Origin of the sequence: Rhodobacter sp. JA431, from assembly GCF_900217725.1 — a bacterium.
Lineage (GTDB): Bacteria > Pseudomonadota > Alphaproteobacteria > Rhodobacterales > Rhodobacteraceae > Rhodobacter > Rhodobacter aestuarii.
The window spans coordinates 288854-312346 of record NZ_OBMP01000001.1 but is presented as its reverse complement, the minus strand read 5'-3'; the positions used below and the strand labels follow the sequence as shown (position 1 = coordinate 312346).

At 61.0% G+C, this 23493-nt stretch carries 19 protein-coding genes and 1 pseudogene; 11 read left to right on the top strand and 9 right to left on the bottom strand.

The window, feature by feature from the left end; translation table 11 throughout:
- Window positions 1–3: 3 nt before the first annotated feature.
- Genes bchB through bchF form a run of 3 tightly spaced genes read right to left on the bottom strand, consistent with a single transcriptional unit; the run spans window position 4 to window position 3367 of the window.
- Window positions 4–1569: a ferredoxin:protochlorophyllide reductase (ATP-dependent) subunit B gene (gene bchB / locus CRO18_RS01225; RefSeq protein WP_076484842.1), complete on the bottom strand. Its 1566-nt coding sequence runs from the start codon at window positions 1567–1569 to the stop codon at window positions 4–6.
- A complete protein-coding gene (locus CRO18_RS01220) occupies window positions 1566–2843 on the bottom strand; it encodes a ferredoxin:protochlorophyllide reductase (ATP-dependent) subunit N (RefSeq protein ID WP_076484841.1) in 1278 nt (425 codons plus the stop codon). Before CRO18_RS01220 ends, bchB begins: the two co-directional genes overlap by 4 nt.
- Window positions 2840–3367 carry a 2-vinyl bacteriochlorophyllide hydratase gene (gene bchF, locus CRO18_RS01215; protein WP_097080776.1) on the bottom strand — a complete coding sequence of 176 codons (528 nt, stop codon included), beginning with the start codon at window positions 3365–3367 and terminating at the stop codon, window positions 2840–2842. The genes CRO18_RS01220 and bchF overlap by 4 nt, the downstream gene beginning before the upstream one ends.
- A gap of 424 nt (window positions 3368–3791) precedes the next feature.
- On the opposite strand from bchF, the gene CRO18_RS01210 reads away from it, so the two are divergent.
- Together CRO18_RS01210 and ppsR are read left to right on the top strand one after the other, a co-directional pair.
- Entirely contained in the window at window positions 3792–4544 is a 753-nt protein-coding gene (locus CRO18_RS01210; protein WP_076484839.1) for a B12-binding domain-containing protein, read from the top strand.
- A 136-nt stretch (window positions 4545–4680) separates the two neighbouring features.
- Window positions 4681–6030, top strand: coding sequence for a transcriptional regulator PpsR (ppsR, locus tag CRO18_RS01205; protein WP_249275965.1), 1350 nt, complete (start codon window positions 4681–4683; stop codon window positions 6028–6030).
- Between the two features lie 81 nt (window positions 6031–6111).
- Here ppsR and CRO18_RS18745 read toward each other — a convergent pair whose 3' ends face one another.
- Window positions 6112–6330 carry a hypothetical protein gene (locus CRO18_RS18745; protein ID WP_170952516.1) on the bottom strand — a complete coding sequence of 73 codons (219 nt, stop codon included), beginning with the start codon at window positions 6328–6330 and terminating at the stop codon, window positions 6112–6114.
- A 73-nt stretch (window positions 6331–6403) separates the two neighbouring features.
- Between CRO18_RS18745 and bchE the strand changes: the two genes are divergently transcribed.
- Genes bchE through idi form a run of 6 tightly spaced genes read left to right on the top strand, consistent with a single transcriptional unit; the run spans window position 6404 to window position 12741 of the window.
- Window positions 6404–8146: a magnesium-protoporphyrin IX monomethyl ester anaerobic oxidative cyclase gene (bchE, locus tag CRO18_RS01200; RefSeq protein WP_097080774.1), complete on the top strand. Its 1743-nt coding sequence runs from the start codon at window positions 6404–6406 to the stop codon at window positions 8144–8146.
- Window positions 8147–8158: 12 nt separating this feature from the next.
- Complete coding sequence (gene bchJ / locus CRO18_RS01195) at window positions 8159–8797, top strand: bacteriochlorophyll 4-vinyl reductase (protein ID WP_097080773.1); 639 nt, start codon at window positions 8159–8161, stop codon at window positions 8795–8797.
- A 36-nt stretch (window positions 8798–8833) separates the two neighbouring features.
- Window positions 8834–9748: a chlorophyll synthase ChlG gene (gene chlG / locus CRO18_RS01190; RefSeq protein WP_076484836.1), complete on the top strand. Its 915-nt coding sequence runs from the start codon at window positions 8834–8836 to the stop codon at window positions 9746–9748.
- Window positions 9745–11031, top strand: a complete 1287-nt coding sequence (locus CRO18_RS01185) for a BCD family MFS transporter (RefSeq protein ID WP_097080772.1) — start codon at window positions 9745–9747, stop codon at window positions 11029–11031. Before chlG ends, CRO18_RS01185 begins: the two co-directional genes overlap by 4 nt.
- Before the next feature lies 1 nt (window position 11032).
- Window positions 11033–12208: a geranylgeranyl diphosphate reductase gene (locus tag CRO18_RS01180; protein WP_097080771.1), complete on the top strand. Its 1176-nt coding sequence runs from the start codon at window positions 11033–11035 to the stop codon at window positions 12206–12208.
- A gap of 2 nt (window positions 12209–12210) precedes the next feature.
- Window positions 12211–12741 (top strand): isopentenyl-diphosphate Delta-isomerase, encoded by a 531-nt coding sequence (idi, locus tag CRO18_RS01175; RefSeq protein ID WP_249275964.1) that lies wholly within the window; start codon window positions 12211–12213, stop codon window positions 12739–12741.
- A gap of 73 nt (window positions 12742–12814) precedes the next feature.
- On the opposite strand, the gene phaC is transcribed toward idi, so the two are convergent.
- The gene (gene phaC, locus CRO18_RS01170) at window positions 12815–14608 is read right to left on the bottom strand and encodes a class I poly(R)-hydroxyalkanoic acid synthase (protein ID WP_097080769.1); all 1794 of its coding nucleotides are present in this window, start codon (window positions 14606–14608) and stop codon (window positions 12815–12817) included.
- Window positions 14609–14698: 90 nt separating this feature from the next.
- Here phaC and phaZ point away from each other — a divergent pair, with 90 nt between their 5' ends.
- Complete coding sequence (gene phaZ / locus CRO18_RS01165; protein WP_076484831.1) at window positions 14699–15967, top strand: polyhydroxyalkanoate depolymerase; 1269 nt, start codon at window positions 14699–14701, stop codon at window positions 15965–15967.
- Here phaZ and bchO read toward each other — a convergent pair.
- From bchO to crtA, 4 genes are read right to left on the bottom strand one after another with little or no spacing between them, the layout of a single operon-like run.
- Window positions 15964–16851 (bottom strand): alpha/beta fold hydrolase BchO, encoded by an 888-nt coding sequence (bchO, locus tag CRO18_RS01160; RefSeq protein WP_097080768.1) that lies wholly within the window; start codon window positions 16849–16851, stop codon window positions 15964–15966. The two genes, phaZ and bchO, sit on opposite strands and share 4 nt — an antisense overlap.
- A gap of 3 nt (window positions 16852–16854) precedes the next feature.
- Entirely contained in the window at window positions 16855–18543 is a 1689-nt protein-coding gene (locus CRO18_RS01155; protein ID WP_076484829.1) for a magnesium chelatase subunit D, read from the bottom strand.
- 1 nt (window position 18544) lies between these two features.
- A complete protein-coding gene (bchI, locus tag CRO18_RS01150; protein WP_076484828.1) occupies window positions 18545–19597 on the bottom strand; it encodes a magnesium chelatase ATPase subunit I in 1053 nt (350 codons plus the stop codon).
- Window positions 19594–20319 carry a spheroidene monooxygenase gene (crtA, locus tag CRO18_RS01145; RefSeq protein WP_097080767.1) on the bottom strand — a complete coding sequence of 242 codons (726 nt, stop codon included), beginning with the start codon at window positions 20317–20319 and terminating at the stop codon, window positions 19594–19596. The genes bchI and crtA overlap by 4 nt, the downstream gene beginning before the upstream one ends.
- A gap of 167 nt (window positions 20320–20486) precedes the next feature.
- Between crtA and CRO18_RS01140 the strand changes: the two are divergent.
- A pseudogene (locus tag CRO18_RS01140) lies at window positions 20487–22037 on the top strand (phytoene desaturase); the annotation flags it as partial.
- 377 nt (window positions 22038–22414) lie between these two features.
- Entirely contained in the window at window positions 22415–23425 is a 1011-nt protein-coding gene (gene crtB, locus CRO18_RS01135) for a 15-cis-phytoene synthase (RefSeq protein ID WP_097080766.1), read from the top strand.
- Window positions 23426–23493 lie beyond the last annotated feature (68 nt).

Here is a 23493-nt window from a genome sequence, read left to right as displayed (position 1 = left end):
GACTCATCGTGCATAGTGGGCCTTGGCCTCGTAGAGAGTTTCAACGGTGATGTCGCGCACGCCTTTGTGCGCGGCAAAAAGTTCGGTGTTGCGCTTCGCTTTGCCCCGCACAAAGAACGGGATTTTCTTCAGCTCGCGCTCAGCTTCGGGCATCCAACGAATTTCGCCCGAGGGTTCGACTACCGGCACGGCCGGGGTGTCGACTTGCGTTTGGGGGGCCGCTTGCGCAGCCGGTTCGGGCGCTTCAGCCCGCTCGACGTGCTTGCCGCCATGATGGCTGGCACCAGCCGCGTCGTGGAATTCAAAGTCTTCGCGGAACATCGTCAGAAGGTGCTCTTCGAGCCCCATGACGAGCGGATGGATCCAGCTATCAAAAAGAACGTTCGCGCCCTCAAAGCCCATCACCGGGGCGTAGCGGGCCGGGAAGTCTTGGACATGGACCGGGGCCGAGATCACCGCGCAGGGGATGCCCAGCTTCTTGCCGATGTTGCGCTCCATCTGCGTGCCAAGGATCAATTCCGGCGCGGCGGCCTCGATCGCTTGTTCGACTTCCAGATAGTCATCGGTGATCAGCGGCTCGACGCCATAGTCCGCGGCGGCAGCGCGCAGGGCGCGGGCCATTTCGCGGTTATAGCAGCCCATGCCGACAACCTCGAAACCCACTTCCTTTGCGGCGATCCGTGCCGCGGCGATCACATGAGTGCCGTCGCCAAACAGGAAAACCCGCTTGCCGGTGAGGTAAGTCGAGTCGACCGAGGCGCTCCACCACGGTTGACGCAGGGTGCTTTCATCGGCTTGCACGGGCAGGCCGGTGAGTTTGCTGACCTCGGCCAGAAAATCGCGGGTCGCGCCCACGCCCATCGGCACCACTTTGGTGTAGGGCTGTTTGCAGGTGCGCTCCAAATGCCGCGCGGCGCTTTCCCCGGTTTCGGGGTAAAGCAGCACGTTGAAATGGGCTTGGCCCAGTTTGCGCAGGTCATCGGGGGTGGCGCCCATCGGGGCCACGACATTGACCTTCACGCCCATGCCTTCCAAAAGCTTCGTCACCTCAACCACGTCATCGCGGTGGCGGAAGCCAAGGGCCGTGGCGCCAAGGATGTTGCAGCTGATTTCAGCCGTGCGCTCCATCGGCTTGGCAAGTGCGCGCACCAAGGCGCGGAAGGTCTCATCCGCGCCGAAGTTTTCTTTGCGCGAGTACGAGGGCAACTCGAGCGGCACCACAGGAACCGGCAGCGCCAATGCGCGGGCGATCCCTTCAGGGTCGTCTTGCAGCAACTCAGCCGTGCATGTCAGCGCGACGGCCATCGCCTGCGGTTTGAACCGCTCATGCGTTTTCTGGATCGTTTCCTTGAGCAAAAGCCCAGTATCGGCGCCCATATCCGCGGCTTGGAAGGTAGAAAAGGCCACCGGCGGGCGGGCATTGCGCCGCTCGATCATTGTAAAAAGCAGATCGGCATAGGTGTCGCCTTGCGGCCCGTGCAGGACAAGATGCATGTCCTTCATCGAGGTGGCAACGCGCATCGCGCCGACATGCGGCGGGCCTTCATATGTCCACAGCGTCAGTTTCATGCGGTGGTCCCCCCGGCCAGAAGCGCGCGACGGCGCAGCGGGCGCGAGAACAGTCCGGCCAGATCGCCCGCCTGTTCGTAGAAATGGATCGGCGTGAAGACGAGTTCGATCGCCCACTTGGTGGTATGGCCCTTCGCCTCCAGCGGGTTGGCAAGGCCAAGCCCGCAAACGGTGATGTCGGGGTTGATCGCCTCGTGCCGGTCAAGCTGGGCTTCAAGATCTTGGCCTTCGCTCAACTGCGCGGTCGAAGGCAGCATCTCAAGCTCAGGCGCCATGATCGCGCGGTGCAGGAACGGCGTGCCCACCTCGGTTGGGACCATGCCGCATTCGCGCGCCAGGAACCGTGCGAGCGGAATTTCCAGCTGGCTATCGGGGAAGAGGAAGAGCGATTTGCCCTCCAGCGTGCCTTTATGCGCGGCAAGTGCTTTCTTGGCACGGGCACGCGGCGCAGCGGTTACTTCCTCAAACTTCTCGGCGCTGACGCCATAAATGTCGGCGACGGCTTTGAGCCACGCGGTCGTGCCTTCTTCGCCAAAGGGGAAGGGGGCCGCGATCCGTTTCGCACCACGGCGTTCCAGCGCGGCGGCCGTATCGCCCAAGAAAGGCTGGGCGAGAATAAAGCGCGTGTTCGGCCCGACGGTGGGGGCCGCATCTTTGCGCCGCGCGGGCAGCATCCGCACCGGGCCAACGCCCAGTTGCGACAGAAGCGAGGCGCATTGATCTTCGACCACATCGGGCAGGGCGCCAACGACGATCAGTTCTTCTTCGTCGGAGGCGGCAAGCGTTGGCACCATCGCGGCAAGGCAAGCGTCTTCGCCTTGGGTGAAGGTCGTATCTAGTCCGGAACCGGAATAGGAATAAACCCGCACATGCGGCGCGTGGCGGGTGTTGAGCCGCTCCGCCGCGCGTTCAAGGTCAAGCTTGATCACTTCCGAGGGGCAGGAGCCCACAAGGAACAATTGGCGAATGTCAGGGCGGCGCTCCAACAGGCGCGCGACTTCGCGGTCCAATTCCGCGTTGGCATCGGCAAGGCCTGCAAGGTCTTGCTCTTCCAGCACGGCGGTGCCGAAGCGCGGTTCGGCAAAGATCATCACGCCTGCGGCGGCTTGCAGTAAGTGCGCGCAGGTGCGCGAGCCCACCACTAAGAAGAAGGCGTCCTGCATCTTGCGGTGCAACCAGACGATCCCGGTCAAGCCACAGAAAACGGCCTTCTGGCCACGTTCGCGCAGCACCGGAGATTCGGTGCAGCCCATGGTCGGCGAATCGAGGCTCATGGCGTCCCCCGTTCCATCGTGAGGGGGGCAGAGGCGTCGGAGGCCGACTCACTTGCCGATTGCAGGCGTGCCTGACGCAGTTTCCACAGGAACTGTCCGGCATTGATGACATATGTGCCGTAAGCGGCCAGCGCGATGTACATTTGCAGCGCATCGCTTTGATTTGTGAACAGCGCCCAGAGATAGGCGGTGTGCAGAGCGATCACGCCGAAGGAGAAGACATCCTCCCAAAAGAACGCGGGTGCGAACAGGTATTGCCCGAAGACAACCTTTTCCCAAATAGCCCCGGTGACCATGATCGTGTAAAGAAGTAAGGTTTTGATAAGGATAGATATTGTGGCGGCTTCATAGCCGCTGCCGGTGAGCAAGAAACGCATCACCAGCACCAAAGAAACGGCGAAAGCGAGGAACTGGAGCGGCGCAAGAATCCCTTGCACAATGGTCCAGGGGGAGGCGTCACGCCGCGCACGTTCTTCGGGCGTGTACAGGCCTTTAGACGACGAATGTCGGGGAGTGTGTGGCATAGTGGCAGCCAGCCTTTCTTCGTGGGCGCGCAGTAGCTGTCAGGTTAGGCAGTGGCTCCGAAGTGTCAACGAAAACTTACACTCTGACTCCGCGCCCAAACGCCGCTACTGCGGTGGGTGCTATTGTGATGCATCGGGATGTGACGGGGAAATGACGCCTTCCGACGCAGCTTAATTGCCTGCGGCGAAGGGTCGCAAAGCCCTGTGCTGCTAGGTTTTTCCGTATTCTGGAAGGGGCTGTCAGTGATGGTCGTCACGTGCGCTCGATATCGGGCGTGTGATGGTGTCGCAGCTTGTCAATTTCGATGGACATAGGGGGAGTGTTGGTGTCGAATGATGCGCGGGGGAAAGACCCCTGTTCAATGTTCCGCTCGCGGGTGGTAGGGAAGACCGTCTCGCGAACGTACGGGTTTCGGGGACTCTGATGCGGGATGTCAGTTTTGAAGTCGAGCATGGCAACGGCCTAGATGGGTTCGTTGGGCTTGCTCTTGAAGCGATGGGGCGTCTTGCGGCGCGCCGTCGAAATGGAGTGGGAGAGCTGCGGACCGCGCTTGTCAACAGGTTGGTCGAGCTTGCCACAGGGCCTGAGCTTGGAGCTATGGACCTGTGTCTCGATGAATTCCGGGCGGCATTTGTCGCCCCGGAAGATATTGCCTCCCTTTATGTGCCAGCCGCCGCCCGAAATATCGGGACGGCTTGGGAAGCCGATCAGATTGGCTTTGCCCAAGTGACGGTTGGCATCGCGCGTTTGCAGGAACTTCTGCACGCGCTGCAAGCGGATGTGACGGCGGATGTCTCTGATCCGTCGAACACCTCGACGGTGCTTTTGATCGTTCCGCCTGGAGAGCAGCACACGCTTGGCTCTTTGGTGGTGGCGATGGGGCTTCGCCGCCGGGGGATCTCGGTGCGGATGCTTTTTGCTCCGGGGTTGAGTGATTTGTCCCGTTTGATGGCGACGAACCGCTTTGATGCGGCATTGATTACTGTCGGAAGTATGGAGAGGGTTGAAATCTCCGCGAAACTGGTGAAAACCCTTTCCAGCCTGACGAAAGGGCGGATGCGGGTTGCAATTGGTGGCGCTATCGTCGCCCAACGCGCGGAAGCTCTCGCCAAGACCGGCGCCGATCTGGTGACCAACGACTTGTCCGTGGTTATTTCCGAGTTTGCGCTGGCGTGACTGAAAACGGTTCGGGGGTCGAGAACGACGGGGGAAGGCTGAAAGAAGAGGCACGGGTTTAAGAAAGGTTCCGGCCGTGACATCTGATGGAAGCTTCTTGATGCGACGGGAGGCCTTGCTAAGGGTTCCTCCCGCTTTGCTCGCGGACATCGTCACTTCGGCCTGCGATATCGCGCTGGTCGTTGCACCGGAAGGTATTGTCGATCTCGTCCTCACCAATCCTCAGCTTGGCCCCAGTGACCGCTTTGCCCAATGGCAGGGCAAGCCGCTTTCGGAATTGTTCGGGCCGGAAAGCCTACAAAAGCTCCAACGCCGTATGGAAGCCGAGGTTGAGTTGCATCGCCCGATGGTGCTGGAACTCACCCATGTATGCGACGCGATCCATTTCCCAATCCGGTATACGCTAACGCGCACGGATGAAGACGGAACGCTTTTGATGATTGGGCGCGACATGCGCCCGATCGCGGAAGTTCAGCAGCAGCTTGTGAAGGCGCAGCTTGCGCTTGAGCGCGATTATGAGGCCCAACGCGAGCTTGAAACCCGCTATCGGGTGTTGATGGAAGCGAACCCCTCTGCGCTTTTGATCGTGTCTATGTCGACGGGCCGCATTGTCGATCTTAACGGCTCCGCCACAACGCTGATTGGTGCGACGCGGGGCGAATTGATTGACGCCCCGGTGGCCAATGAGCTTGAGGGGCGCCGGAAGGGCGAGTTTATCGACGCCTTGGCCAAGTTGGCGGGCAGCGATCTGCAAAACTCGCTCGATCTGACGATTCGGCGCTCCAAGCGCAAAGTGGCGGTGTCGGCGACGCTGTTCCGCGCGGCGGGGGATCGTTTGTTGCTGTGCCGTTTGGGCCAGCCCGAAGCCATGCGTCCGAAAGCCGATGACATGTCGGAGCTTTCTGAGCGGCTCTTCCACAAAAGCATCGACGCGATGGTGTTTTTGGAAGCCGATGGCACGATCCGCGCAGCCAATGATGCGTTCCTTTACCTTACCGATGCGGGCTCTGCTGCGATGGTGCAGGGGCGGTCCTTTGCCGATTTCTTGTCGCGTGGCTCGATCGACCTCAATGTCATGCTCGATAACGTCAAGCGTATTGGCCATTTGCGCCATTACGTGACGCGGCTGAATACCGATTTCTCGGGCCAAGTCTCGGTTGAGCTTTCGGCCACGCTTTTTGCGGAACGCGCCAGCCCGACGATTGCGCTCGTGATCCGCGATTCCAACCTGGCCGATGCGACCCGTATTTTGCCCGGCGTGGCGGGCAACGAAGGGCTGCGCAATGTGATGCAGATGGTCGGCTACGCGACCTTGCGCGACATCGTCGCCGAGACAACCGAGATCATCGAAAAGATGTGCATCGAGACGGCGCTTGAGCTGACCGGCAACAACCGGGTGGCGGCGGCCGAGCTTCTGAGCCTGTCGCGGCAGTCGCTTTATGTGAAGCTGCGCAAATTCGGGCTTCTGAGCAAAGAAGTCGACTGAGTCGTAGAAGCGACAGGCCGAGTCGTTTTTCTCCCATGGCATGGGCGGGTGAGTTTGCGCGCGAAATTCCTAGCGCGTGATTCACCTTTTGCCAATTTTGCTAGACGGTTTGTCGCAGTTTGCCCCCCTTGAAAGCGCAGCGGGAGTGTCAGGTTTGGCAATCTGGCGGCCGCTGGAAGGCTGCGCCACCCCGTCGCAGGCGGGCGTTCCGCCACAAGCCTGTTTTGCAATTGTCATAATAATCAGCATCTTGCGCTGTGTGTGGTGGGTCTGCTTCACAGGTGCGGCAATTTTCTGCATTTGACCTGTGCCAATTAATATGGTTGGGATTGTTGTCAACTGAGGTTTACACCTACGCCCTGGAGGGTCAGCCATGCGTATCCTTTTCGTCCACCCCAATTACCACTCCGGCGGTGCCGAGATCGCGGGGAACTGGCCCCCTTCTTGGGTTCCTTACCTCGCCGGTCACCTGAAAAAATTCGGCTACGATGATATTCACTTCATCGATGCGATGACGATGAACGTCTCGCATGACGAACTGCGCCGTCGGATTGCCGAATTGCAGCCCGATATCGTCGGCGTTACCGCGATTACCCCCTCGATCTACGAGGCGGAAGAAACGCTGAAGATCGCCAAAGAAGCTGCGCCGAATTGCGTTGGCCTTCTGGGCGGTGTGCACGCGACCTTCATGTTCCGCCAGGTGCTGTCGGAAGCGCCGTGGATTGACGCGATCGTGCGCGGTGAAGGCGAAGAGATCATGGTCGAAGTCGCGCAATGCGTGGACGAGGGCCGTTGGCCGGAAGACCGAAAGGCGATCAAGGGCCTTGCCTACACCGAAGGCGAAGAGATCGTTGCCACTCAAGCGGCGCCGACTGTCAAAGACATCGACAGCCTGAAGCCGGACTGGTCGCTGATTGAGTGGGATCACTACATTTACATCCCGCTGAACGTGAAAGTCGCGATCCCGAACATGGCGCGCGGCTGTCCGTTCACCTGCTCGTTCTGCTCGCAATGGAAATTCTGGCGCGACTATCGCGTCCGCTCGCCCAAAGCGGTGGTCGATGAGATCGAAGATCTGGTCGAAAACCACGGCGTGGGCTTCTTCATCCTTGCTGACGAAGAACCGACGATCAACAAGAAGAAATTCGTCGAATTCTGCCAAGAGATGATCGACCGCGGTCTGAACCACAAAATCAAGTGGGGCATCAACACCCGCGTGACCGACATCTACCGCGACCGCGATTTGCTGAAGTTCTATCGTGAAGCGGGTCTTGTGCACATTTCGCTTGGCACCGAGGCTGCGGCCCAGCTCAAGCTCGACATGTTCAACAAAGAGACCACGGTCGCCGAGAACAAAGAAGCGATCCGTCTGCTGCGTGAAGCCGATATCTTCACCGAAGCGCAGTTCATCGTTGGTCTGGACAACGAGACCAAGGAAACGCTGGAAGAAACCTACCAAATGGCGTGGGATTGGCAGCCGGACCTTGCGAACTGGTCGATGTATACGCCTTGGCCGTTCACGCCGCTGTTCCAAGAACTGCGCGATCAGGTCGAGGTCTTCGACTTCTCGAAATACAACTTTGTGACGCCGATCATGAAGCCCAAAGCGCTGACCCGCGGTGAGCTGCTTGACGGTGTGATGAACAACTACCGCCGCTTCTACATCAAGAAGGCGCTGTTCCACTATCCGTGGCGCGGCACGGGCTTCCGCCGTCGGTATCTTCTGGGCTGCCTCAAGGCATTCTTGAAAGCCGGTGTGGGCCGCACCTTCTATGACCTTGGCAAAGCTGGCTATTGGGGCCCGCAGTCGAAAGACAAGGTGGATTGGAAATTTGACGATACCCGTCAGATCGCCGATGCGCAGGTTGCCGACTGGGAAGCTGCTGCCGAACGTTCGCGCAAGCACAAAGAACGCCAAGAGGCGGTGCGCGCGCAAATGAAAGAGCGGGCGGGCGAACGCAGCAATGCGAACTTCGTGTTGCCGGAAGGCGCCGAGGACGAATTCGACCTGTCGCCTGAAACCCACGAAGCCCGTTCGGCCGAACACGCCGGGGAAACCACGGCGCCGATGGCTTGCGGTGGTGGCAAGGCCCAGATGGTCGACGCCGCGGAATAAGGGGGTAAGGTCATGAGCGCGGCGCCGCTTGACGCGCAGGACGAGCCCCGTATCGGGCCGAATGCGATCTTGCAAACCATCGCCGTGCTCGACCGCCACCTTGGCCGGTCCGAGCGCGACCGGATCATGAAACTTGCCGGGGTGCCCGTCCCCCCGGCAGACAGCGGAATGCTTCCAGAATCCCAATGCCATGCCGTGCACCAGGCGCTGCGGGTGGACCAGGGGGAAGCCTCCGAGGGTCTTTTATGGCTCTCGGGGCTTGCCACTGGGGATTATATTTTGGCCAATCGCATTCCCGGCTTTGCGCAAAAGATCATCAAGTTCTTGCCTGCCTCCCTTGGGGCGAAGGTTCTAGCCAAAGCCATCACCAAACATGCCTGGACCTTTGTTGGCTCTGGCCAGTTTCAGGTTGAGGGGTGCAAGCCCCTCACGTTCCGTATCGACGGTAACCCGCTGCGCGCGGAAAGCGCCGAGCACCCCGCCTGCCATTGGCACGCGGCGGTGTTTCAACGGCTGTTCTCCACGCTTGTCTGGCCCGATTGCAAGGTGGAGGAAATCTCCTGCGCCTCGATGGGGTCGGGGCCTTGCCGTTTTGTTCTGCACCCGCAGGGCGGCCGCGCGTCGCATCCTGCGCCTGTCCACTCGGGCTGAGCCATCCGCTCGCCCGCCCAATCGGTTCGATCGACCATGAGCGCCCCAGACAGTCTGACGACCCAACGTACCCTTCCCGAGCCGCGCGCGATGCTGCGGCTCATCAAGCCGGTGACATGGTTCCCGCCGATGTGGGCCTATTTGTGCGGCGCGGTCTCTTCTGGCGTGGCGATGGGGGCCAATATCGGCGTGGTGATCTTGGGGATCATTCTCGCCGGGCCGATTGTTTGCGGCATGTCTCAGGCTGCCAATGATTGGTGCGACCGTCATGTCGATGCAATCAACGAACCTGATCGCCCGATCCCGTCGGGGCGCATTCCGGGCTATTGGGGGCTTTATATTGCGCTCATAATGTCGGCGCTGTCGCTTGTTGTGGGCTGGCAGCTTGGCACGTGGGGTTTTGGCGCCACTGTGTTGGGCGTTGCCGCCGCTTGGGCCTATTCGGTCGAGCCCGTGCGCCTGAAACGCTCGGGCTGGTGGGGGCCGGGTCTTGTGGGGATCGCCTATGAAGGTTTGCCGTGGGTCACCGGGGCTGCCGTTCTGTTGGCGACCACGGGCGCCGCACCGGGCTTCCCGATTGTGCTGATGGCCACGCTTTATGCCCTTGGCGCGCATGGCATCATGACGATCAATGATTTCAAAGCGATTGAAGGCGACCGCAAGCTGGGCATCAAATCCTTGCCTGCCGTCTACGGCCCGGAAGTTGCCGCGAAGATCGCCTGCACCGTGATGGGCCTTGCGCAAGCTTTGGTCATCACCATGCTGTTCCTGTTCTCCAAACCCTACCATGCCGGTGCAGTGCTGCTGCTTCTGTTCGGCCAATTCTGGGCGATGTCGGTTTGGATGCGCGACCCGGAGGGCAAAGCGCCTTGGTATAATGGCACCGGCGTTGCGATGTATGTCTCGGGCATGATGATCACCGCCTTCGCGATCCGGGGCATGGTGATATGACACTCGGCTGGCTCCAGATCTTTCGGCTGGGGCTGGTGCAGCTGTGCATCGGCGCGGTTGTGGTGCTGACCACCTCCACCTTCAATCGGTTGATGGTGGTCGAACTGGCGCTGCCCGCGATTTTGCCCGGCTTGCTCGTGGGGCTGCATTACGCGTTGCAAATCACCCGCCCCGCTTGGGGGCTGCGTTCCGATACCAAGGGCAACCGGACCTTCTTCATCATCGCCGGCATGGCGGTCTTGGGGCTGGGCGCGTTCTTGGGCGCTGTGGCGATCGCGGTGCTGGCGGCAAGCTTTATCGCTGGGCTGGCGATCGCGATTCTGGCCTACACGTTGATTGGTTTTGGCGTTGGGGCTTCTGGCACCTCGCTTCTGGCGCTTCTGGCCTCGGCCACCGAACCGCGCCGCCGCGCCGCTGCTGCGACCATCACTTGGCTGATGATGATCTTTGGCATCGCCGCCACCGCAGGCACTGTGGGCCATTTGCTGGATCCCTATTCGGTCGAGCGGCTTTTGTGGATCGTCGGGGCTGTCACAACCGGCGCTGTTGTCGTGACCATGCTGGCCGTTTGGGGCGTTGAAGCCCGCGTGAAGCACCCCGAACCCGAAGAGCGCCCGACGGCGCTGCGCGAGGGCCTGCGTGAGGTGTGGTCTGAACCCCAAGCCCGCAATTTCACCTTTTTCCTGTTCCTGTCGATGACCGCCTATTTCTTGCAGGAACTGATCTTGGAACCCTATGCCGGGCTGGTTTTCGACTATACCGCCGGGCAAACGACCAAACTTTCGGGCCTGCAAAACGGCGGTGTGTTCATTGGCATGCTCACCGTTGGCATCGCGCTTTCGGGGCTGAAAATCGGCACCTTGCGCGGTTGGGTCGTGGGTGGCTGCCTTGGCTCTGCCGCGGCGCTTGTGGCTGTGGCGGGCGTGGGGCAGGTGCCTGGCGCACCGATTGCCCCTGCGGTGATCGGGCTTGGCTTCTTTAACGGGATTTTCGCCGTCGCCGCGATTGGCGCGATGATGTCGCTTGCCGGTGAAGGCCGGTCTTCGCGGGAAGGCACGCGGATGGGCCTTTGGGGCGCGGCGCAGGCGATTGCGGCGGGCTTTGGCGGCCTGCTTGGTGCAGGTGCCGCCGATGTTATGCGCCTTTTCCTACCCGATGCTTCGGCGTTTGGGATCGTTTTCGGGGCCGAAGCGCTCCTCTTCCTTGTCGCGGCCGTGATGGCGACCGGTGTGGTCGCTGCGCGGGGCGCGGCGCATGTGCCCACTGTGATTGCGGGAGAATAGAATGGAATACGATGCTTTCGTGGTCGGTGGCGGCCCTTCGGGTTCGACGGCGGCTTGGGATTTGGCCCGCGCGGGTCATAAGGTGGCGCTGCTCGACCGGGCTGGGCGCATCAAGCCCTGTGGCGGCGCGATCCCGCCGCGGCTGATCCGCGACTTTGATATTCCCGATCACCTGCTGGTGGCGAAAATCACCTCGGCGCGGATGATCGCGCCCTCCTCGCGCTTCGTCGATATTCCGATTGAGAACGGTTTTGTCGGCATGGTCGACCGCGAAGATTATGACGAATGGCTGCGCGAACGCGCCCGCCAAGCCGGGGCCGACCGGCTCACCGGTACCTGGCTGCGCATTGAACGCGAGACCGGCAAGACCGTTGTCGTTTACCGCGACAAGGAAAGCGGCGAAGAGAAGAGGGTCGCGGCCCGTATCGTGATCGGTGCCGATGGCGCGAACTCGCAGGTGCGCAACGAAGTGCCCGCGACGAAAATCCCGCTGGTCTTCGCCTATCACGAGATCATCGCGGCGCCGACGAATGTGGCGAACTACGACCCGACGCGTTGCGACGTTTATTATGATGGCCGCATCAGCCCCGATTTTTATGGCTGGGTCTTCCCGCATGGCAAAACCGCTTCCATCGGCATGGGCACCGAGCTTGATGACGTTGATCTGAAAAAATGCACCGCTCTTTTGCGCGAGATGTCCGGCCTTGATAAGGAAGAGACGATCCGCAAGGAAGGTGCGCCGATCCCGCTGCAACCGCTTGATTGCTGGGACAATGGCAAAGACGTTGTGCTGGCGGGTGATGCCGCTGGCGTGGTCGCGCCGTCCTCGGGCGAGGGGATCTATTACGCCCATGCGGGGGGCCGCGTGGCGGCCGAAGCCGCAATGGCCTTCCTCAAAACCGGCAAGGCGAAAGAGCTCAAACAAGCGCGGGCCAAGTTCATGAAAGAGCATGGCACTGTCTTCAAAGTGTTGCGCTCGATGCAAGATGCCTATTACCACACCGATGAGCGGCGCGAGCGGTTTGTCAGCCTGTGCCATGATGTCGATGTGCAGCGCATGACCTTTGAGAGCTACATGAACAAAAAGCTCACCTCTTTCCGCCCGATGGCGCATATCAAGATCGGCTTCAAAAACCTTGCCCACCTGTCGGGCTTGGTGTCGCCGAAATGGGTGTAAGCATGGACGAGACCATGATCCCCACTTGGGTCGATGGTGTTCTGACCCCGGTGGAAAAGATGGAGGCACATCGCAAAGGGCTGCGGCACTTGGCGATCTCTGCCTTTGTCACGCGTGGCGACAAGGTGCTTTTGCAGCAACGCGCGCTGAGCAAATACCACACGCCGGGGCTTTGGGCGAACACCTGCTGCACCCATCCCTATTGGGGCGAAGATGCGCAAACCTGCACCGCGCGGCGGCTTGATCAGGAGCTTGGCTTGCATGGGCTCGATCTGCGCCATGTGGGGCAAGTGGAATACCGTGCCGATGTGGCCGATGATATGATCGAGCATGAGGTGGTTGAGATTTTCACCGCCGAAGCGCCCGAAGGTGTGGAGCCCGTGCCAAACCCCGAGGAGGTGGAAACCACCGAATGGGTGCCGATTGATGAGATCGCGACGCGGATTGCCGCAAACCCAGAGCGCTACACGCCTTGGTTGCAAATCTATATCGAGAAGCATCGCGAGATGATCTTCGCCCCGGCTGAGGCCTGAGGCGCGGCCTTCTAACAGGTTAAAAGAAAGGGCACCGGTTCGGTGCCCTTTTTCGTTTCGGGAAGGTGGGGGGCTAGACCTTCACCACCTCGCCCACATAGGTGCCGGGCGCGGGCGCAAGGGCAGGGTGATCGGCATCGCCCACGGCGCGAGCGGGCACCAGCTTACCAGAGCGGCTTGCCAACCATTCACCCCAGCGCGGCCACCAGCTGCCTTGGTTGTATTGTGCCACGGCTTTCCATTCATTCGGGTTCTCGACCGGCGCTTCAGAGGTGTAATGGCCGTATTTCTTTTTGCTGGGCGGGTTCACGATTCCGGCGATATGGCCCGATTCCGACAAGATGAAGGTTTTGTCCTTCGATCCCATTTGCGCCACCCCGTTGAACGAGGCGATCCACGGCGCGATGTGGTCTGTTTCGCAAGCAATCGCGCAGAGCGGCACCTTCACCTCAGACACCTTCAGCACTTCATCAAAGAGCGGGAAGCCTTTTGAGGTGAAGCTGTCTTCCTGACAGAGGCCGCGCAGGTATTGCATCGCCATCTTGCCGGGCAGGTTGGTCGAATCGCCGTTCCAATAGAGCAGATCAAAAGCAGGTGGCGATTCGCCGAGCATGTAAGAACGAATCGCAGGTTGGTAGATCAGGTCATTGGCCCGCAGGTAAGAGAAGGTGCGGGTCATGAAATAGCTACTCAGCACCCCATCGGCCTTGCATTGTGCCTCGATCCCATCGACGAAATCGTCTTGCAAGAAGGCGGTAAACTCGCCCTGATCGGAAAAATCGGTGAGCGTGGTAAAGAAAGTGGCCGAGTTGATCGAGCGGTCTTTGCGCTTGTTCAAAAGGGCGAGCGTCAGCGACAGCGTGGTGCCTGCGATGCAATAGCCCACCGCATTCACTTTGGGCTCGCCGGTGATTTTCTTCACCTCGTCAATCGCGGTCAGATACCCGTCTTGCACGTAATCCTCCATGCCGACATCGGCATAAGAGGCATCGGGGTTTTTCCAACTCACCACAAAAAGCGTGAAGCCCTGATCGACGATCCAGCGGATCAGGCTGTTTTGCGGCTTCAGGTCGAGAATGTAGAACTTATTGATCCAAGGCGGAAAAATGATCAGCGGGGTTTTGTGAACCTTTTCCGTGGTGGGGCTATATTGGATCAATTCCATCATATGGTTGCGATAGACAACCGAGCCTTCTGCCGTGCCGATATTCTCGCCAACCTTAAAGGCATTGCGGTCTGAGAGCGTTACGATCAGATCGCCTTTATTCTCCTCAATATCGCGGACAAGGTTTTCAAGGCCGCGCACCAAGCTTTCCCCCTCGGTCGCGACGGCGCGTTCAAGCGCGTCGGGGTTGGTCGCCAAGAAATTTGTCGGCGCCATCAAATCCACAATCTGCTTGGTGAAATAATCCAAACGGCGGCGGTTGACCGGATCCAGCCCCTCAACCTGCGCCGCGCCTTCTTCAATCGCTTTGGCCGCGATCATGTATTGTTGTTTGACGAAATTGAAATAGGGATGCGTGTCCCATAACGGGTTGGAAAAGCGGCGATCTTTTGGCCCTGGGTCTGCGGGGGGCTGCAATTTGCCTTGGGACAGCGCATGGCTTGCCTCAAGGTAATGGGTCATTGCCTCGCCCCAGTATTTTACCTGCGTTTCAAAGATCTTAGCGGGGTTATCCGTCATCGCCTTCATCATTGCGGCGGATGAACTGAGATAAAGGTCCATTCCCGGCCCTTCCAGCGCCAGATTGGGGGCGCGCTTGTGTGCGAGCGCCTCGACCAGCCGGGTTGTCAGGGTTTCTATTCTCGCCAGATTGTCTCGCATTTGCTGCGATGCAGCAGATTCGACCTTCTCGGGCGTTGTCATAACGTTATTTCCTCCCTATCCTTAAATATGAAACATAACGTCGCACGCATCAGGGGCAAGCGGGGTTGTGCGTGATTTCGAGGGAGCGCCATGAAAGGCATTTACAGCTACGACCTGATGGAGACCATCAGGAACACGAACGAGTGGATGGGCGCCTCGGCACGCGCCATCGCCTCTTATCCGGTTTGGGGTTTGACGCCCCATCCGATGTTCAAGCTGATGTCCGCTTGGGGCCGCGTCGCCGAGCGCAGCTTCGCGCGCATGGTGATCAAGCCCGACTGGGGCATTCGCTCGATTCCCGCTGCCGATGGCAAGGACCATCTGATTGATGTGGAAACGCTGCTCGATAAGCCCTTCGGCGCCCTGATCCATTTCAAGGTGCAAGGCCGCGCGCCGATGAAGCGCCGGGTCCTTTTGGTGGCGCCCATGTCGGGCCATTATGCGACGCTGCTCCGTTCCACGGTGCATAGTCTGCTGCCCGATGCCGACGTTTACGTGACAGATTGGCATAATGCGCGTGATATTCCGGCCTCCGAGGGCAAGTTCGACATTGAGGATTACACGCTTTACCTTGTCGAGTTCATGCGGCTTCTTGGCCCGGATATCCACGTGATTGCCGTGTGCCAGCCCGCGCCGCTGACCTTGGCGGCGACCGCCTACCTCGCCGAAGAAGACCCAGAGGCGCAGCCGCGCACGCTGACGCTGATTGGCGGGCCGATTGACCCTGATGCCGCCGCCACCGAAGTGACCGACTTTGGCCGCCGGGTGACGATGGGCCAGCTTGAGCAATTGGTGATCCAGCGCGTTGGCTTCAAATACAAAGGCGCGGGGCGTCTGGTCTATCCGGGGCTGATGCAATTGGCTTCGTTCATCTCGATGAACATGGATAAACACTCCAAAGCTTTCACCGACAAGATCATGGCCGAAGCGCAGGGCGAAGGCTCTGAGCATGATCACCACAACATCTTCTATGATGAATATCTTGCGGTGATGGATATGACCGCAGAGTTCTACCTCTCGACGGTGGAGCGGATCTTCAAAGGGCTGGAGATTGCGCAGAACAAATTCACCGTGGCGGGCAAGCGCGTCGATATTGGTAAGATCACCAAGGTCGCGGTGAAAACCGTCGAAGGCGCGAATGACGATATCTCTGCCCCCGGCCAATGCGTGGCGGCTTTGCGGCTTTGCACCGGTCTGCCGGAGGAAAAGAAGGCCCAGCACCTAGAACCCGGCGCGGGCCATTATGGCATCTTCGCGGGCCGCAGCTGGCGCAACAACATCCGTCCCTTGGTGCTCGATTTCATCGACGCCAATTCGGATGACCCCGAACCCAAAGTGGCCAAGATCCGCGCTGTTTAAGCGGGGGTAGCGGGGGGCGTGCCCAGCCCGTGCCCCGCGAGCCATTCTGCCAAAAGGGCCGAGAGCCCATCAGGGGCCACTTCATGCAGCAGGTGGCCACCCTCCATCATCCGCAATTCGACCTGTGGCATCGCATGGGCCGCGCTTTCTGAAACTGCGGGGGGCACCGCTTTGTCGCCCTTGCCTGCCAGCAAAAGCGCAGGCTTGCGTAGCCGGGGCAGGTTCAAGATCAATGGATCAAGCCGCCATTGCGCCATCATATCGAGCGCGCCGGCGACATGTTCGGTATCTTGCACAAGCGTGGTGTATTGCGCCTTGCCAGCGGCATCGATCACCGAGCCCGTGCTATCAAGCAATTGGCTCACCCGCGCAGGCGATGCCCAAAGCCGTGCGGCCACGGGCGCGGTGAGCGGAAAGGCTGCGAGGCCCCGTGCAATCAGCGGAAACAGCACCCCCGCCACGCCCTCAAAGTGATCCAGCGCGGCATTGATGCCTACCACGCGCGGAATGCCGGTGTTGAGCGCCATTTGCAGCGCAATCGCCCCGCCCGCGGAATGGCCAATCACTGCGCCGGGTTGCACGCCCATCGCGTCACATAGCCAGCACAAATCCTCGGCGATCCGGCTCAGGCCCAATCGGTCGCGGTCTTTGGTGCGGGTGCAGCCGTGGCCCGGCAGGTCGGGCACGATCAGCCGGTAATGTTTGGCAAGGCCCGGAATGGTGCGCCGGAAGCTGTGGCCAGAGGCGCCAAGCCCATGCAAGAGCAGCAAAACGGGGGCGTCGCGGGGGCCAGTGTCGACCACCCACCAATCAATGCGCTCGACCCGCACCATCTGCGCGGCAGACCGAAAGGGCCAGTTTGCCGGCAGGTTGCGCGGGTCCATCGCTTACGCCTCCAAAGCCGCCCCCAGCACATCGGCCATCCGATGCGCATTGGCACGGGGCAGGGCGATGTAATGACCGCCCATGTTTTGCGCCAGTTCTTGCAGCCGCCGATTGGGCCGCATCGCGGTATCAATGATCACCGCAGGCGTGCCCGCCGCGCGAATGGCTTTGGCCATCTGCGTGGCTTGCTCTTCGGCGAGTGCGCGGTTGGCGCTGCCATCCAGTGCGATATTGCCCCGGCCATCGGTCAAGAGCGCAATCGTCGGCGTCATGCCACGGCTACGGGCTTGCTTGGCGGTGGACATCGCCATTTCAAGCCCACTCGCAAGCGGCGTGCCGCCACCACCGGGCAGACCCGACAGATGCCGTTTCGTTTGCGTGAGCGAGCGGCTGGGGGCCAGCAGCAATTGCGCGCCTTCCCCCCGGAAGCTTACCAGCGAAACGTGATCGCGTTGGCTATAGGCTCGCGCCAGCAACAATTCGACAGCGCCCTTGGCCTCGGAAAGCCGTGCCATCGCCGCTGAACCAGAGGCATCCACGGTGAAGATCAGCACGCGGTCGGACATTTCCTTGCGCCGCCGCAAGTGAATGTCAGAGCTATCGACCAAAAGCACCTGCTGCTTGCGCGCGGGCGGGGCGGATTTGCGCCGCAGCCCTTGCCAAGGCGCCGCGCAGCGCAGCGTGGCGACAAGGTCGATCCGGGCATTGTCTTCCAGCCGACCTTTGCGCGAGGGCAGGGGGCGTCCGCGCCGGTTGCCAATGCGCTCTTCACCCGAGCCTGCGCCGCCATTCGCCGCTTTCAGCCGCGAGCGCAGATCAATGGTCTTGAGCAGATCGTCGGGCAACATCGCCCGCACCGCCTCGACCACAATTTCACTGGGTAACCCCTCGCCTGGATCGCTCTCTTCCTCGCGGTCCTGCTCGGGCCGAGGATCATCCTCGGGTGCGGGGGGCGGCGGTGGCGGGGGTTGGTCTTCCATATCCTGCAGCGGGATCGCGCGATGTGCGAGGGTCAACTGCGCGGCGGCAAGCACGTCTTGCTTTTCCACCACGATCCGGCCATCGAGCGCGGCAATGATCCGCGCTGCGACCAGCGCCAGCATCGGCGCGCGCAGGCTCATGATGTAAAGCTTCTGACAGCCCTCTACCACTTCGCGCACACGGTCATGCGGCATCTGCACTTGCGGCAGCAGATCGCGCGCCCGCGCCACTTGCTCGGCATCGGGCATGATCGCCGCCGGGTCAATCGAGCGGGTCTCGGTCAGGTCGATAAACAGGCCCAGCCGATCCGCAATCGAAAACGGCAGACCTTCTTCGGCCTCGGCGGCCTCGTCCAAAGCGACCAGCGCATGTTGGCGCTGATCAAGCGCCTGCGCGAGCCGCGCGCCCAGCTTGGGCGTGCAGCGCTCGGCCATCGGCAAAACGAAGACGCGCGGACTATCCAGCAGGCCGCCACGCAGCACCGGTTTCCCGGTATGCAGCGTTTCGGCCACATCAAGCCCGCCATAAAGCGCTTGGTCGTCCACATTGGGCGGCAAGCGGCGCAGCGGCATCGGGAAAGGCAGCTGCGCCAATGTGTCGGTAAAGGTCGTGCGCACCGGGCCAGCCCGTGACCGCAGCCACAAACCGCCCATCGCTGCCGGATCAACCGTCAGCACTGCAAGCGCCGAGCGGAGGTGTTCTTGGTCCATTTTAGGGCAACGTCTCTTCAACAGTGCGCGCCACACGGGCGGTAGAGCCAGCTTCATCCAGCGGATCACGGCGCAGACGGTGCGACAGCGCCATCCCTGCCACTTTGCGCAGGTGATCGCGGGTGACGGTGCCTGCGCCTTCCAGCGCGGCCAAAGCACGGGCGGAACGCAAAAGCGTCAGCTCACCGCGCAGACCATCCGAGCCAAGCGCGATGCACAACGCCGCACAGTCATAAAGCGCGGTATTGGGCGCTTCGACATTGGGCAGCAATTCGCGCGCTTTCAGGATCTGCTCGCGGATTTCCATATCCTTCGGGCGCCATTCCTCAAGGAATTTGATCGGATCGGCGTCATAGGTATCGCGCAGGCGGATCACCTGAACGCGGGTTTCCACGTCACGCGGGCTGAGCACTTCGACCGAAAGACCGAACCGGTCGAGAAGCTGCGGACGAAGATCGCCCTCTTCGGGGTTGCCCGAGCCCACGAGCACAAAGCGCGCCGGGTGGCGGATCGAGAGGCCATCGCGTTCGACGACGTTTTCACCCGATTGCGCCACGTCGAGCAGCAGATCGACGATGTGATCTTCCAGAAGGTTACATTCGTCGATGTAGAGGTAGCCACGGTTTGCCCGCGCCAGAAGGCCCGGCTCAAAGGCTTTTTCGCCATGCGAGATAGCGCGTTCAATATCGAGCGCCCCGACAACGCGGTCTTCGGAAACGCCAAGCGGCAGGTCCACCACCGGGGTCGGCTTGCGCACGATCTCGGTCGAATGGACCGTCGCCCATTCGGGCACCATGTCCACTTTGGGCGAGTTGACCGGGCAGCCTTGCACAGCGTCAATCTCGGGCAGCAGCGCAGCCAGCGCGCGCACAGCGGTGGATTTACCGGTGCCGCGGTCGCCAAAAACAAGAACGCCGCCGATGCCGGGATCGACCGCGGTCAGGAGGAGGGCCAGTTTCATATCCTCCTGACCGACGATCGCCGAAAAGGGAAAGACAGGTCGTTGCCGCGCGCCTTCTGCTACGGGATGAATTTGAGCGACAGCGGATGTCATGCAGCTTCCCTTTCCAAGTCTTTTCGGGCGTCCAGCGGGTTCTTGCCCAACCATGTGCCCTCGATTCCAAGCAGGCGGAACCGGGCGTAAAGTTCTTCCGTGAACCATCCTTGTTCGCGCGCGGCGCGGATGGCCCGTCCGTGCGGGGTATCGCCCCGCGCGAATTGCGACATTGCCTTCACATCGGGCCAGATCGAGAACGTGACCTGATGGAACAGCGGGATTTCCCCGATCCCGATCTTGAAGATCAGATTCGGGTCGGTGCCGACTTTCTGAGAAATGTCGGGCACGCGCGACCAGAAACGGGTCGCCATATGCGGCTTGATCGCCGCGCGGGTCAGCGCCACCACCGGGCCTTCGCCGGGATCGACGTCAGGTTCGGGGATGAACGGGTTGCGCCCGCCCCAACTGCCACGCGACGAAGTCGGCGACAGGTGAATGAACAACTGCTCGTCAGAGTGTTTGCGCCAATTTTGCCAGACCGGATTGTCATGGATGACGCCTTGGGCATCTTCTTCATTGGCGAAGGCTGACATGATGGCCCAAACGTGCCAATTGGGCTTGGGGGTGAAGCCTTCTCCGGTGCCCGAGCCGCACAGCTTAAAGAAGCGCAAACGGGGTTCTGCATGGAGTGGTCTGCGGGCGAAAACCATCTGTGACATGAGCCACGGCAGATGGCTGGTTCCTTCAAAGCGAAACAGGCTGAGTGTTGCGACGGCCATGAGGCACCCCTCTCCCCATATTTCCCCAAGTGTAAATGCATATTTACATACCCCCCCCATGATGGGAAGGGGGACAGACGTTTTGTCGCTGTGCGACCATGTCAGTTGTAAATCGAGATTGACGCCTTATCATTTGGCGCATGCAACGGAATTCCACTGAAAAGACCATGTCCATGAACAATGAAGGCAAGGGCCGCGCCGTCGTCATCGGCGCCGGTCTCGGAGGGTTGGCGGCCGCCATGCGGCTGAGCGCCAAGGGTTGGAACGTGACGGTCGTCGATAAGCTCGACCGGCCCGGCGGGCGCGGCTCGTCGATCACCAAAGGGGGCTATCGATTCGACCTCGGTCCGACCATCGTCACCGTGCCAGACCGCCTGCGTGAACTTTGGGCGGATTGCGGGCGTGATTTCGACAAGGACGTAAAACTGGTCGAGATGGACCCGTTCTACAAAATCCTGTTCCCCGATGGGGAAAGCTACACGGCTTACGGCGACGATGAGAAGGTCAAGGCCGAGGTCGAGCGGATCAGCCCGCGTGACGTGGAGGGCTTCCGCCATTTCATGTGGGATGCCAAGGCGCGCTACGAATTCGGCTACGAAAATCTGGGTCGTAAGCCGATGCACAAGCTGTGGGACCTGATCAAGGTTCTGCCGACCTTCGGGATGCTGCGCGCGGATCGTTCGGTCTATGGCCACGCCAAGATGATGGTGAAAGACGATCACTTGCGTTTTGCGCTGTCGTTCCACCCGCTTTTCATCGGCGGCGACCCCTTCAATGTCACCTCGATGTATATCCTGGTCAGCCAGCTTGAGAAGAAATTCGGCGTTCATTACGCGATGGGCGGCATTCAAGCGATTGCCGATGCGGGCGTGAAGGTGATCGAAAGCCACGGCGGCAAGGTCATGCTCAACACCGAGGTCGATGAGATCATGGTGACGCGGCAGGGCAAAGCTTATGGCGTGCGGCTTGCCGATGGCACCGAACTGCCCGCCGAGGTGGTGGTGTCGAACGCCGATGCTGGCCACACCTACAAACGCCTTCTGCGCAACACCACGCGTTGGCGCTGGACCGATGAGAAGCTCGATAAGAAACGTTGGTCGATGGGGCTTTTCGTTTGGTACTTCGGTACCAAAGGCACCAAGAACATGTGGAAAGACGTGGGCCATCACTCGGTCGTCGTTGGTCCGCGCTACAAGGGGCATGTGAACGACCTGTTCATCACCGGCAAGCTGGCTGATGACATGTCGCTTTACGTCCACCGCCCGACCGTGACCGACCCGAGCGCCGCGCCTGCGGGCGATGATACCTTCTACGTGCTCTCGCCGGTGCCGCATCTGGGCCATGACAATGGCGTGGATTGGTCGCGCGATATGGAGGCCTATAAGGCCAAGGTGCTCAAGGTCATCGAAGAACGGCTGCTGCCGGGCGTCGCCGACAAGATCACCGAAGAGGTGGTGTTTACCCCCGAGACCTTCCGCGACCGGTATCTGTCGCCGTTCGGGGCGGGCTTTTCGCTTGAGCCGCGCATCTTCCAATCGGCTTGGTTCCGTCCGCATAACATCTCGGAAGAGGTGGATGGGCTCTACCTCACCGGCGCTGGCACCCACCCCGGCGCGGGTGTGCCCTCGGTGATTGGCTCGGGCGAATTGGTGGCCGATATGATCGGTGCCGCTCCGGGCTTTAAGGGCGAGGTGAAAGCCGCGCCGAAAGCTGAGGCACCGACGGCAGCCGCTCCGAAAGCAGAGGCGCCGAAACCGGCGCCCGCACCTGCCGCGGCTCCGGTGAAAGCCGAAGCGCCGAAACCCGCACCGACGCCGACCCCGGCAGCGGTGAAGGTCGAAGCGCCGAAAGCTGCTCCGGCCCCGGTTGCGAAACCTGCGCCTGCAGCGGCCAAACCTGCGGCGGCTCCGGTTGCCCCGGCTAAGCCTGCGGCTCCGGTCAAAGCGGCGGCTCCGAAACCGGCCCCCAAGCCTGAACCGGAAATGGCGGAAACGGCTGAAAAACCGATGGCCGCGCCTGCGGCTGCGAAACCTGCTGCGCCTGCGGCGGCCAAACCGGCCCGGGCGCCCAAGCGGCCGCGCGGCAAGGGGCGGAAATGATCGCACCGGAAGACATGGCAGTTTGCCGTGAGCTGATCCGTACGGGCAGCTATTCTTTCCACGCAGCCTCGCGGGTTTTGCCCGCGCGGGTGCGTGACCCGGCGTTGGCGCTTTACGCCTTTTGTCGGGTGGCTGATGATGCCGTGGACGAGGTCGCCGCTGCCGATAAAGGCGCGGCGGTCCTGTCGCTCAAGGAGCGGCTAGACCGGATTTACGCGGGCAATCCGCGTGATGCCGCGTCTGACCGGGCTTTTGCTTCGGTGGTCGAAGAATTCGACATGCCGCGTGAACTGCCCGAAGCGCTGATTGAGGGGCTGGAATGGGATGCCTCTGGGCGTCGCTACCAAAACCTGTCCGAATTGCAGGATTATTCTGCCCGCGTCGCTTCGGCGGTGGGGGCGATGATGTGCGTGTTGATGCGGGTGCGTGACCCCGATGTGATCGCGCGCGCCTGCGACCTCGGCCTGGCGATGCAGCTCACCAATATCGCGCGCGATGTGGGGGAAGATGCCCGTGCCGGGCGGCTGTTCCTGCCGCTTGATTGGCTTGCCGAAGAGGGGATCGACCCGGAAGAATTTCTGGCCAATCCGCAACCCTTGCCCGGCATCTGTCGCTGCACCGAAAAGCTTATCACCCGTGCCGACTGGCTTTACTGGCGCGCCGCCACGGGCGTGCGGTGTTTGCCCGCCGATTGCCGCCCCGGCATTTTGGCGGCAGGCCGCGTTTATGCCGCCATCGGCGATCAGGTGGTCCGCCAAGGCCATGACAGCGTGACCAGCCGTGCCTATACCTCGGGGCGTCGCAAGATCTTCTTGATGGTGGGCTCCGTCTTCTCGTCCTTCGGCTTTTCGCTTTTGCCGCGTTCGGCGCGGTTGCATGCGAAACCCGAGCCCGAGGTGGCTTTCTTGGTCGATGCGGCGGCCCGCAAGCCCGAAGGCCCGGACCGTGCCGATAAGCTGATCGGCGCGATGATGGCGCTGAAAGCGCGTGATCGCGGGCTGGCCTAAGCCTCACGCGTCAAAAAACTGCGGCAAAACGTCCAAAGTGGCGATCTGGGTGGAACCGGGTCGCCACT